General features: G+C 46.1%; 10 protein-coding genes and 1 pseudogene. 7 read left to right on the forward strand and 4 right to left on the reverse strand.

Annotated elements, in window-relative coordinates; all coding sequences use genetic code 11:
• A partial coding sequence (locus tag AKL11_RS26645; RefSeq protein WP_157673573.1) for a DUF4372 domain-containing protein occupies positions 1-87 on the reverse strand: 87 nt, incomplete at its 3' end.
• A gap of 157 nt (positions 88-244) precedes the next feature.
• On the opposite strand from AKL11_RS26645, the gene AKL11_RS13310 reads away from it, so the two are divergent.
• The 4 genes and pseudogenes from AKL11_RS13310 to AKL11_RS13325 all read left to right on the forward strand — a co-directional run bounded on the left by AKL11_RS13310 (position 245) and on the right by AKL11_RS13325 (position 5,068).
• Positions 245-1,846, forward strand: coding sequence for a choice-of-anchor I family protein (locus AKL11_RS13310; RefSeq protein WP_067518183.1), 1,602 nt, complete (start codon positions 245-247; stop codon positions 1,844-1,846).
• A 507-nt stretch (positions 1,847-2,353) separates the two neighbouring features.
• Positions 2,354-3,175 (forward strand): IS630 family transposase, encoded by an 822-nt coding sequence (locus tag AKL11_RS13315; protein WP_245673444.1) that lies wholly within the window; start codon positions 2,354-2,356, stop codon positions 3,173-3,175.
• Positions 3,176-3,412: 237 nt separating this feature from the next.
• Positions 3,413-3,994, forward strand: a pseudogene (locus AKL11_RS13320) (L-serine ammonia-lyase, iron-sulfur-dependent, subunit alpha); the annotation flags it as partial.
• A 327-nt stretch (positions 3,995-4,321) separates the two neighbouring features.
• Positions 4,322-5,068 (forward strand): hypothetical protein, encoded by a 747-nt coding sequence (locus tag AKL11_RS13325; RefSeq protein WP_067518185.1) that lies wholly within the window; start codon positions 4,322-4,324, stop codon positions 5,066-5,068.
• Between the two features lie 62 nt (positions 5,069-5,130).
• Here the strand turns inward: AKL11_RS13325 and htpG are convergent, their stop codons facing one another.
• On the reverse strand, positions 5,131-7,044 hold the full coding sequence (gene htpG, locus AKL11_RS13330; protein ID WP_067518187.1) for a molecular chaperone HtpG: 1,914 nt from the start codon (positions 7,042-7,044) through the stop codon (positions 5,131-5,133).
• Between the two features lie 110 nt (positions 7,045-7,154).
• Positions 7,155-7,871, reverse strand: coding sequence for a DUF599 domain-containing protein (locus tag AKL11_RS13335; RefSeq protein WP_067518189.1), 717 nt, complete (start codon positions 7,869-7,871; stop codon positions 7,155-7,157).
• Between the two features lie 401 nt (positions 7,872-8,272).
• Between AKL11_RS13335 and AKL11_RS13340 the strand changes: the two genes are divergently transcribed.
• The 3 genes from AKL11_RS13340 (at position 8,273) to AKL11_RS13350 (ending at position 10,771) form a co-directional block, all read left to right on the forward strand.
• Positions 8,273-8,671 carry a hypothetical protein gene (locus AKL11_RS13340; RefSeq protein WP_067518191.1) on the forward strand — a complete coding sequence of 133 codons (399 nt, stop codon included), beginning with the start codon at positions 8,273-8,275 and terminating at the stop codon, positions 8,669-8,671.
• 12 nt (positions 8,672-8,683) lie between these two features.
• Positions 8,684-9,454 carry a class II glutamine amidotransferase gene (locus tag AKL11_RS13345; RefSeq protein ID WP_067518193.1) on the forward strand — a complete coding sequence of 257 codons (771 nt, stop codon included), beginning with the start codon at positions 8,684-8,686 and terminating at the stop codon, positions 9,452-9,454.
• A 75-nt stretch (positions 9,455-9,529) separates the two neighbouring features.
• Positions 9,530-10,771 (forward strand): saccharopine dehydrogenase family protein, encoded by a 1,242-nt coding sequence (locus tag AKL11_RS13350; protein WP_067518195.1) that lies wholly within the window; start codon positions 9,530-9,532, stop codon positions 10,769-10,771.
• Here the strand turns inward: AKL11_RS13350 and AKL11_RS13355 are convergent.
• On the reverse strand, positions 10,744-11,655 hold the full coding sequence (locus AKL11_RS13355) for an AraC family transcriptional regulator (RefSeq protein WP_366556858.1): 912 nt from the start codon (positions 11,653-11,655) through the stop codon (positions 10,744-10,746). The genes AKL11_RS13350 and AKL11_RS13355 overlap by 28 nt on opposite strands.
• Positions 11,656-11,881 lie beyond the last annotated feature (226 nt).

The raw sequence follows: 11,881 nt of genomic DNA on the forward strand, positions 1-11,881 counted from the left end.
CCCATTGTGTCGATCAACTACCTTCTGAAACTGGTGACGTGGGATTGTTTTGAGTAACTGTTGGAAAACGCTGTTATGATGCTTCATGCCTGTCTCTCTTGTTCTGTAAAATAGCTGTCTCGACAACCGCTATTTTACCGTAGATCAACAGAGACAAGCACTTCAGTTCTTCCCCAGATTTTTAACCGGACAGCAGTGATAACAAGAGAGGTTTCTCATCTAACTATTCCAAACCTGGTGCCCAATGATCATAAAACAACTCGCAACCATCCCTCTAGTCACTGCACTCGCTCTATCGGGCTGTGCAGTTGATAGACAATCAGCCAGTATCGATCACCCTGAAATCCAGCCGGTCGGACGTTACGCATCAGGCACATTCTTTGATGGCGCCGCAGAAATTGTCGACTGGCACAACGCCAGTCAGTCTATCTTTATCGTCAATGCTGGAGACAAAAGTGTCGACATTCTGGATGCCAGTCGTTTAACCAGTGAAGCACTGGCAAACCCACTGACCGATTCAAACCTGACCAAACGAGGCAGTATTGATCTGCAAGGCTATTTACCAAACATCGAGCTCGGTGCTGCCAACAGTCTTTCGGTGCATGATAATTTACTGGCGGTAGCTGTCGAAGCTGCCAACAAACAGGAACTGGGGGTTGTGATTCTGTTTACTATCAACCATCAGGGCAATGTCACTTACAAAGACTACGTTCATACCTCTGCCCTGCCCGATATGGTGACATTCACGCCAAATGGACAGTATGTGCTTGTCGCTAATGAAGGTGAGCCTTCTAAAGATTATAAAGTGGATCCAGAAGGTTCTATCAGTCGAATTGAGATCCTCGATAATGGCACGGTTGGTAACGTTACACAGATAGGGTTTTCAGACTTTAATCAATACGGTTCCCGCCATCATGAACTCAGCGACCAAGTCCGTGTTTTTGGGCGTAATGCCACGGTCGCTCAAGACCTGGAGCCCGAATACATTACGGTTTCCGAAGATTCAAAAATGGCTTTTGTCAGCCTGCAGGAAAACAACGCCCAGGCCATTATTGATATCGAGCGGGCCGAGGTCGTCAAGATCTTTCCCCTAGGTTATAAAGATTATGGAAAATATACGACAGATATCAGCAATAAAGATGGTGGTGTCAACCTGAAAACCTGGTCGGGCGTATATGGCATGTATCAGCCAGACACCATTGCCTCTTATCAAGTGGATGGAAAAACCTATGTCGTGTCCGCCAACGAAGGAGATGCCCGGGACTATTGGTATAACAGCCCATCTAAAAGTGACTGCCTTGCTTCCGGCGGCCTTAAATACGACGAAGAGGATGGTTGCCTAGCCTTCACCGAAGAATTTCGCGTTAAGAAAATCAAGGTGTCCAACAACCACCCTAACGCGTCAAAAGCTAAAGATAATGCCGGACTGGCTCGGTTAAAAATCACCAATACATTAGGCGACACAGACAATGATGGCCAGTTCGAACAACTCTACGCTTATGGTGGTCGGTCGTTTTCAATCTGGGACGAAGCAGGAAATCTTGTGTTTGATTCTGGTGATGATTTTGAGCGCATCACGGCGGACATTCTCAAATCCGACTTCAACAACAATGACGATGAAACCAAAGGTGATAATCGCAGTGATGATAAAGGCCCTGAACCTGAAGCCCTTGCCATCGGTGAAATGAATGGACGACATTATGTATTTATCGGCCTTGAGCGCACCGGCGGCTTGTTTATGTACGACATCTCCCAACCTGATGCGCCAGAATATGTCCGTTATATTCATAATCGTGATTTTTCTGTTGATGTAGCTGATCAACCAGAAACCAGAACTGGCAGGTGACCTGTCGCCTGAAGGCATGGTGTTTATCGATAAAGCGGACAGCCCAACAGGCAACCCACTGTTGGTGATTGGCCACGAAGTATCTGGATCAACATTAGTCTAAACCAAAACTCATTTGAAACATACGGTTCTAAATGAGCAGATAAATTGATCCAAAGCATGAAACGAAAAACGATTCAAGACGTATAATTACAGATCATTTTTTGCCATAACTATTCGATTCATGCTTAAAGTCCTACACGATAAATGGAATCAATCCCCAGAATGCCTCTATCAATCTGGATTATCAGAACCTCACCATAGGACGCGCGAACGCTTTATGGCCCTTTATCAAGTCTGTTGTGAGCAATCCGCTTCACAGGTGGCCTTCAGCACCAAACGCGCAACACACACCTTGTGGAAATGGATCAAAGCTTATAATGAATTCGGCCCAAAAGCTCTCCAGTATAAGCGTACAGGCGGGCACCCCCCTTTTGTCTAACCGTTACCTCAATCATCACTCAAGCCATCCACCGTTCGGCTGAAGCCGCTGCAAATGCTGAAAAGTCGTCACTCCCTCGCTGGACTCTTAAAAGGTTAGTAAACTGGTGCAAGGTGAAATGGAGCTTTACTTGCTCCCGGGAAACTATTCGCCGTGTTTTGAAAAGGAATAATATCTCCTGGAAAAAGGCGAAGAAGCTCCTGAATCGTGCCGATCCTGAAAAAAGAGCAGACTATCTGAAGCAGCTTGAGCCGTTACTTCAGCAGGCAACCAGGCAAGAAAAACTGATCGTTTATATTGACGAAGCGCACATTCATCAGGATACGGATATCGGTAGTGGGTGGTCAGCTAAAGGCGGTAGACTCTTTGTGTCTTCTTGCTCTCCAGGGCTATCCAAAGTCACGTTTTACGGGATTTATTACTACAACGAGGGCCAGGTTAGGATTTGGCCATACCCCAAAGGCAATTCACAACATACTGTGAATGTTCTGGAGCGTATTCGACAGGAGAATCTTGAACGACAAATTACTGTTATTTGGGATGGTGCGTCCTATCATCGGTCATTTGACGTCTGCAAGGCTGCAAAAAATCTAAAAATAGAGCTAGTCTGGCTACCTCCGTACAGTCCTGATTTTATGCCAGTTGAGGCTCTTTGGCGTTGGTTGAGAGAGGAGGTAACTTATCATTATTGTCATAGCACCCAAGATGAACTGGTGAAGAATGTCAAAGCCTTCTGCGTGCAGATTAACCAAAAACCAGTCGAGTTAGCCGACAGACTCCATACCAAGACGTCTCTTGACGAGGAGGAAGAGGTGCTCAGAAAACCGGTTAAGCCAAAACCAAAATAAAACCGATGGTTTCAAGTGAGTTTTGGTTTATGAGCTTTTCTGATCTAACCCAGGCATAAAGAGGATGTGGTTTTGGGTAACCCCATAAGTACCCGCTCATATGGAGTCGAATATTTCTGGCTTATTGAGCAGGTACTGGACAAGGCGCAACGACGGAAGCATAGCTAGTGTAGTGCGCCGTTCTTTTTGCTGCTTAAGCGGCAATTAGCTCGAACTACCTTCTCCAGTATGTCATTAGCCTTGGCTGTCCATATAAACGCCTGCGGTGGCCGTGTGGTTACGGCGCCAACCAATGGTGCAGCCGGTGTAATTCCTGCAACTCTGGCATATTACACTCGCTTTATTTCCCGTAATAACCAGCAAGGGGTTCGTGATTTTATTGCGACGGCTGCCGCTATTGGCGCACTGATCAAAATGAACGCTTCTATTTCGGGTGCTGAAGCCGGTTGTCAGGCTGAAGTGGGTTCTGCATGTTCTATGGCAGCGGCAGCCCTTGCTGCCGTTCAAGGCGCCACCATGGAGCAAGTGGAAAACGCTGCCGAGATTGGCATGGAACACCATTTGGGCATGACCTGTGACCCGATTGCCGGGTTAGTTCAAATTCCATGTATTGAGCGAAATGGTATGGCGGCGATCAAAGCCATAACCGCATCACGCCTGGCCATGCGTGGCGATGGCGAACACGCTGTGTCTCTGGATAGCTGTATTGAAACCATGTATCGAACGGGTTTGGATCTGCAGGCTAAATACCGTGAGACATCTCTGGGTGGGCTGGCTATTTATGCCAAAGCCCAACCAATTAAAATGATGGTTTCCTGAGAATTCAGGCCTTGACATGAGAGCAAACACTTTCTCATGTCAAGGAAATGCCACCCTTGCAACCAGCTTATTTCTCTGCTAATCAATGCGCACTAACCTAACAATAATTATTTAAATTTTAATAAGTTAATGGACAATCAAGATACTCAATTTCAATATAACTTGAGCGCAACCCAACTTATTTACAACCTTCAGCTAATGATACTGAACTTCTTTTTCAATTGTTTTGATCTATTAACATTTCGATGATCAAGCCATCAGCTCCGGTCACTATACTTACTCTAAATTCGCACAAGTTTACTTAAATTAAAAACAAGGATGTGCATTATGCCCTCAAGAATCCCACAAGATCCCCCTCGATATGTGCGTACAAGTTCGCTACCAGATGAAGCTAAAAAACCAGCAAAAAGCAAGAATCGTCTGCTCAAAATAATAGGCAGTGTAATCAATTCCTTATTATCTTGGAAAAACAACAACACACCGGAAGAAATTATTATTTTTTCCAGAAAGACAAAGAAACAGCAACCAAATTTATGGATCGACGACGCTGTGAAAACGAACCGAGATAGAATGGAACAGCAAGAAAAAGTTCCTCATTATGAACAAGAAAGTATCCCTGCTGAGTCATCAAAGAACCAAAAACCATCTCCACCTCTTAGCCCTGAAACTCAACTTACGCCTATAGAAAGACTCAAGACTTTCAAGCATCTTGACAGCAAACATACAATAAAGAAAACAGGAACCTCGGACGAGGTTTCTTCAGAATCTACCCCTAAAAAGAAGAGAAAGGCGCCGCCACCAAAAATACGACAAACAGCACCAAATTTTATTTCCGATCGTGAGAAATTTGCAGATGATATACGTAGCCATAATAAAGCTGATGAATTGGCCCGTATAGATGAAGAATTGGCCCGTATAGATGAAGAGACTCTTACAATAGAAGAAAAGCGTAGTCGTGACCTCCTCCTCCCACCACCACCGACAGAATTTTACGATGCCCCAGAAAATGGAATAATCTACAAGCCCACTCCCCCAGCTCAGTCGGCAAAACCTAAACAGGACAATGCTAAATAAAACTCATAAAAAAAACCGGAGCTCATGGCTCCGGTTTTTTTATGATGAATGCAATAGAGAGGTTAACCCGCTATTTCTAACAACAGTTTGTTCAATCTCTGTACATATGAGCCCGGATCATCTAATTGACCACCCGCCGCTAGATTGGCCTGATCAAACACCACTCGGGTCAGATCACCAAAACGATCTTCATCAGATTCATTATCCAGACGCTTCACCAATGGGTGCTCAGGGTTAATTTCAAAGATCGGCTTGGATTCTGGCATCGCCTGGCCAGCGGCTTCCATAATCCGGCGCATCTGCAGCCCCATATCGTTATCACCCACGACGAGGCACGCTGGAGAGTCGGTAAGACGATGAGTAACACGAACGTCTTCCACATCCGCCCCAAGCACGTCTTTAATCCGCTTCATCAGATCTTCATTAGCTTTGGCAGATTCTTCCTGAGCTTTCTTGTCGTCTTCACTGTCAAGCTTGCCAAGATCCAGATCGCCACGGCCAATATCAACAAATGACTTACCATCAAACTCAAACAGGTGAGACATCAGCCACTCATCGACACGGTCGGACAGAAGAAGAACTTCCAGCCCTTTCTTGCGGAAAACTTCAAGGTGCGGACTGTTTGCCGCCGCTTTGGGTGTTTCTGCACTGATGTAATAGATTTTATCCTGCCCTTCCTTCATACGGGAAAGATAACCTTCCAGAGACTGATCCTGATCGGTTCCAGCACTTTCGGTGGTTGTAAAGCGAAGCAGCTTGGCAATACGCTCACGGTTGGCGTGATCTTCAGCAGGACCTTCTTTCAGTACCTGACCAAACTCTTTCCAGAACGAGCTGTAAGCTTCTGGTTCTTTTTTGGCCATTTTATCCAGCATATCCAGCACTCGTTTGGTCAGAGCGCTTTTCATGCTGTCAACAGCCGGGTCTTTCTGAAGAATTTCACGGGATACGTTCAAAGACAGATTGTTGGAATCCACCACACCCTTAATGAAACGCAGATACATCGGCAGAAACTCTTCTGCCTGATCCATAATGTATACGCGCTGAACATACAGCTTCAGACCTTTTTGCATGTCTCGGTTATAAAGGTCAAACGGTGCCTTGGCCGGAATATACAGCAGGCTGTTGTATTCCAGTTTGCCTTCAACACGGTTGTGGCTCCATTTCAGAGGGGCCACGTGGTCGTGGCTGATGTGTTTATAGAATTCGTTGTACTCATCGTCGCTGATCTCACTGCGAGAACGAGTCCACAGAGCTTTGGCGGTGTTGACCGTTTCCCACTCAGGCGCTTGCTCTTCATCCTTTGCTTCGTCCTCATCACCGGAAGGCATGGCTTCCTTCTTCATCATGATGGGCAGAGAAATATGATCCGAATATTTGCGAATTATGTTGCGTAGACGCCAGCCATCGGCAAACTCGTCTGCGTCATCTTTAAGATGAAGAATGATCGTGGTGCCGCGGCCTTCTTTATCCAGGGGTTCAACGGTGAATTCACCAGAACCATCAGACTCCCAGCGAACCCCTTCGTCGGCATCGGCCTTGCGGGTTTCTACGGTCACTTTATCTGCAACGATAAAGGCAGAATAGAAACCAACACCAAACTGACCAATCAGCTGGGAATCTTTTTTCTGATCGCCACTCAGGTTTTGCAGGAAGTCTGCGGTGCCAGACTTGGCAATGGTGCCCAAGTGCGCAATCACGTCGTCACGATTCATACCAATGCCATTGTCGGCAATGGACACGGTTTTGGCGTCTTTATCAAAATCTACCCGGATTTCCAGATTGGGATCGCTTTCCAGCAGTGCACTGTTATTCAGGGCTTCGTAGCGCAGTTTGTCCGCAGCGTCAGAGGCATTAGAAATCAACTCCCGAAGAAAGATCTCACGATTGGAATAAAGGGAGTGAATCATCAGGTGCAGCAGTTGCTTTACCTCGGTTTGAAAACCTAACGTCTCTTTTTGTGCTTCTACGGTCATTGGAACCTCAAAGTATGTTCATAATAATGGGTGTTGAGAGTGATACTAAAATGTGGGCATGAAATGGTATTTCAACCCTCCATGAAAAAATGTATCTCATAACAATGCGCTTACGACAGCTTTGGCGGTAAATCGTAGCCCTCTAAGACACTCAATACTTTGGAGTGAAACTCACGACTGTAGAGGATGGCCGTCACCAGAATAATGGTTCCCATCCATAACCGGGGGTCGATAAACCAGCTCAGCGTCGCCAGTGCAAAATAGTACGCACGCAGACCAAAGTTAAAGTGGCTCGCAGCCAAGGTCATAATGTAACCCGCGGTCTTACCATAATCTTCCTGCTCCGCTTCCTTACCCACGACCTCGTTAAGAAACGGCGCATTGCCCATCAGAACACATGCGAAGTTATAGAGCCTGAGGCTCCAGGTGAATTCAAAGAATGAGTAAATAAATATAATGATCATGACCAGCATTTTCAGCTCCCACAATTCCTGCGTTGTGGTCCTCACAAAAGGAATAGTAGATATCACACTGACCGCCTGTTCTGATGCAGCAATACCGGTTATCAAACCTGCGACAACGAGCAAAGAGGTGGATGCAAAAAAGCTGACACTGGCGCGCAGACTACTGATCAAACTGGCATCAGACGTTCTGTTTTCACGAGCAATAACCCGAATCATCCATTCTTCTCGATACTGCGCCAGCACACTGGATAAACAGCTTGAGGACCGGGACCGACAATGTGAATAACAGGTATAGCCAACCCAGCTGCCCAACAAAACGAAAAGACCCAACCAGTCCTGAAAATTTCCGACACTTAATAACATGCTTACTCCAGCACTTATTCTTGATGTTCTTCATAGCCTAACGCTGATATCCAAAGACGGATAATCCAAAACGCAAACAGAGCCTGCGCGATAGATTTCAATCATTGCTCGAATGATGCAAAATGCATCCTTGGCGGATAACTAAGTACCCGATCATATGAAATCGAATATTTCTGGCTTAGTGGTTAGTTACTATGCAAGGCACATCGGAGTGAGCATAGCCGTAGCTATGTAATCGCAGATGTAACGCAGTAGAGTGGCTGACCACTAAGCCAGAAAATATGGTTTCATATGGTTGGGTACTTAATATAGACAAGCACTGAATTTTAGCCTGTTACCTGCGCTCTCTAACGGCAAAGGCTTTCGGCTCGATTTCATCTTCTGCTTTTAATGGAGAATGAATGACTGAAGCTCAATATATGTGGGGCTGGATTACCTATCTGGTGGGTGCGACCGGATGTTTGATCAGTTTATGGTTTATTGTTCGACGCTGGTGGCCCAGGTTGCGGCGCATCGTCATGTTGGTTGCTACTGCTTTGGTCTATGTGCCCTGGTACGTTAACACTGATGAGCATTTCCTTGCGCCGGCAGCTGTTATCAGCCTTTACGATGGTTTAGGCATTGGTGTTGATACCATGTGGAGAAGCGGCCAAATAGCGGCGATTGCAGCCGGTATAGCAATAATCGTTGCTCTGATTTTACCCGTTAAAAAAACTAGCTCAGCCCCAAAAAAAGGTGATAAATCACCAAAAAGTGGCAATAAAACATCGCATAAACAACGTACCGAACCCAGTATTTAGAGCTGTTAACCCATGTGTGAACTCCTTGGAATGAGTGCCAATACGCCCACTGACATCGTCTTCAGTTTCAGTGGTTTGATGCAGCGCGGTGGTAACACCGGCCCTCACCGTGATGGCTGGGGCATTGCTTTCTATGAAGGGAAAGGTCTTCGTGAATTTCGAGACCCTAACCCAAGCTGCAATTCGGAAATTGCCGAGCTGGTCTGTCGTTACCCTATCAAGAGCAATATCGTTGTCGGACACATACGACAAGCCAATGCAGGTAGAATTGCTCTTGAAAACACACACCCGTTTACCCGTGAACTCTGGGGGAAGTATTGGACTTTTGCCCATAACGGCCAACTCAAAGGCGTAAAAAAACTGCCTTTATCGCACTATATTCCAGTGGGCACGACCGACAGTGAACACGCGTTTTGCTGGATCATGGACCAGATTAGAAGCCGTTTTCCAAAGCCACCACAGCGTCCGGCAACGGTTAAGCGATTTATCAAATCCCTCTGCGATCAGTTGCGGGATTTGGGCGTGTTCAATATGCTCCTGACGGACTCCCGATACCTCTACTGCTACTGCTCCACCAAATTAACCTGGATTACCCGACGTGCGCCGTTTGATCAGGCCAGTTTGAAGGATGCGGATATTACCGTGGACTTTGCCAAAGAAACCACCGAGAACGATGTGGTGACAGTCATAGCCACGGAGCCCCTCACCATTAATGAAACATGGCACCCTCTTAACCCGGGAGACATGGTCGTTTTTGATCAGGGTGAGCTTTGCCAGCGCTGATGTGCTGACACATGTGCTGACAACCTCCAGAAAATTGATGCTCAACACATAATCATAAGAAGGAACAATAATAAAATGAGCAAACCATTAGATGTAGTTGTCTTCGGAGCAACCAGCTTTGTTGGCCAGATACTTTGCCAATACCTTGAAGACACCTTTAATAGCGACTATCAAGAGACCCTCACATGGGGGATTGCGGGTCGCTCGAAGTATAAACTTGAACAACTGAAAAAGAATCTGGGCAACGCTTCCCTGCCCATCTTTGTGGCCGATGCCAGTGATGAAAACGCGCTGAACGACATGTGCCAACAAACTAACGTTGTCGTCAGTACCGTTGGCCCATATGCTCTTTACGGTGAAACGCTGGTGAAAGTATGCAGTGAAACCGGTACCGATTATTGCGATCTTACCGGTGAACCTCAGTGGATCCATGACATGCTGGAGAAATACGAGGCAACAGCGAAAGAATCCGGCGCAAGAATTGTTCACTGCTGTGGTTTTGACTCAATACCTTCTGACCTTGGCGTGCATTTTCTTCAACAGCAATCGCTTCAGCACCACGGACAATACTGCAAAAAAGTCAGCATGCGAGTTAAAGCCGCGAAAGGTGGTGCATCCGGCGGCACGATTGCCAGTATGGTTAACATCACGAAAGAGATGTCAAAAGACCCAACGCTGCGTAAAAAACTGGTTAACCCATACCTGCTTTGTCCGGAATCAGATGCCAAGCCTGTGAGGCAACTCAACGTTGGCAAACCTATATTTGATAAAGGCTTTGGTGCCTGGATAGCGCCGTTTATCATGGCCGGTATTAATACCAGAGTTGTGCTGCGCTCAAACGCCATTGCCAAACATCCCTATGGCGCCGACTTCACCTATGACGAAGCCATGCTCATGGGCAAAGGCAGTAAAGGACGATTCCGTGCGACCACTCTGGTTGCCGGACTTGGTTTATTTATGGTTTCTGCCGCCTTAAAGCCTACCCGCTGGTTTATGGAAAAATTTGTTCTCCCCAAACCCGGTGAAGGCCCATCCCCAGAAGCTCAGAAGTCCGGATTCTATGACCTGCGGTTCTCAGGCGAAACGTCCGACGGTCAAGTGATCAAAACCAAAGTGGTTGGTCAGGGTGACCCAGGCTATGGTTCTACCGGTCGTATGCTCGGTCAGGCTGCCGCTACTTTGGCTCTAAACTTTCACGACGATGGTCAGAAATCCGCGCAGTCTGGAGGATTTTGGACACCGGCAACGCTGTTTGGTGATCGACTGGTTAAACGCTTGGGAACCTACAGTCAGATCAAATTTGAAGTCATCGACTGACCGGATTCCAACCTCCTGAGAAATAGCGCTGGGGCGATGCCGGTCCAGCGTTTAAAAACCCTTCGAAAATTATTGATATCACTGATGTTCAGTGATTCTGCCACCTGCTCACTAGTCCAGCCCCGGTACTGTAATAAATAAATCGCCTGCTGTTTCCTTGCATCATCCTGTAAAACTTGAAACGAGGTGTGGTGTTTTTTCAGTTTCCTTTTCAAGGTTGATGGGCTCATTACAAATGCGTCCGCCACCACTTCCAAAGAAGGCGCGTGTTTGAGGTTTTGTCGTATATATTGATAGACCTCGGGCACAAACAGAGCATGTTGATGCTCCAAGCTCCGTTTCACATGGTGTTTTGCTACTGCATAGGCTGTGGCACTGCCCTTTTTCCATGGTGTAAATAATGCAGATTTTGAAATCACCATTGAGTCCACTTGGGTGTCAAAATTCACTTTATCCCCCAAATGCACCTGATACTGCTCAAAATAGACAGGCTTTCGATAATGAAAATTAAAATGCCAGGGTTGCTTTTTGATACCCAGCCATCGTCCAGTATGACTGATGGCCGTCATCATCATTTCCAGTACAAAAGGATAAAGGTCCTTCAAACCACAACTGTCTGAAAAATAGATATGACAATGATCGTCATCAATCTCTTTGAAAAGAGTTAGTAATGGTGATGCATTCGCGCAGAATTGACACAACATATCAATAGCATCGAACAGACAACTGGCGTTCAATAACGCTTCCGTTAACGGACCATAGTTTCCCGGATACAGACGATGACCAAATTGAAAACTCAGGTCATTACTGTTCATGAGGTTCCGAGTATTTTTAATCAACTGGATGTACTGTTGCTGACTGATTAATACTTTGCCGGTAATGATGTCGTCATAAAAAAGGCCTGTATTTCGTCAGCAATTCCCGCTGACAGCTTATTAATGCTCAAATTAATTGGTAATTCAAACCGCCATTTATTCAGGACGAACGAAGTCACGCTGACTAATGAGCAACAATATCCGCAAGTTCTAAACACAGGTTAAACAGGACTATCTTGAGTGCCACTATGTGGTATCAACAACCAAATGTTTCAAACTAACACTCCTGCCTTCA

Source organism: Endozoicomonas ascidiicola (assembly GCF_001646945.1).
In the GTDB taxonomy this organism is placed as follows: Bacteria; Pseudomonadota; Gammaproteobacteria; order Pseudomonadales; family Endozoicomonadaceae; genus Endozoicomonas; species Endozoicomonas ascidiicola.

Excerpts from the sequence above, each read along its gene's own strand:
- AKL11_RS13310 (WP_067518183.1), top strand. The coding sequence starts at position 245 with ATGATCATAAAACAACTCGCAACCATCCCTCTAGTCACTGCACTCGCT.
- AKL11_RS13325 (WP_067518185.1), top strand. The coding sequence starts at position 4,322 with ATGCCCTCAAGAATCCCACAAGATCCCCCTCGATATGTGCGTACAAGT.
- htpG (WP_067518187.1), bottom strand. The coding sequence starts at position 7,044 with ATGACCGTAGAAGCACAAAAAGAGACGTTAGGTTTTCAAACCGAGGTA.
- AKL11_RS13335 (WP_067518189.1), bottom strand. The coding sequence starts at position 7,871 with ATGTTATTAAGTGTCGGAAATTTTCAGGACTGGTTGGGTCTTTTCGTT.
- AKL11_RS13340 (WP_067518191.1), top strand. The coding sequence starts at position 8,273 with ATGACTGAAGCTCAATATATGTGGGGCTGGATTACCTATCTGGTGGGT.
- AKL11_RS13345 (WP_067518193.1), top strand. The coding sequence starts at position 8,684 with ATGTGTGAACTCCTTGGAATGAGTGCCAATACGCCCACTGACATCGTC.
- AKL11_RS13350 (WP_067518195.1), top strand. The coding sequence starts at position 9,530 with ATGAGCAAACCATTAGATGTAGTTGTCTTCGGAGCAACCAGCTTTGTT.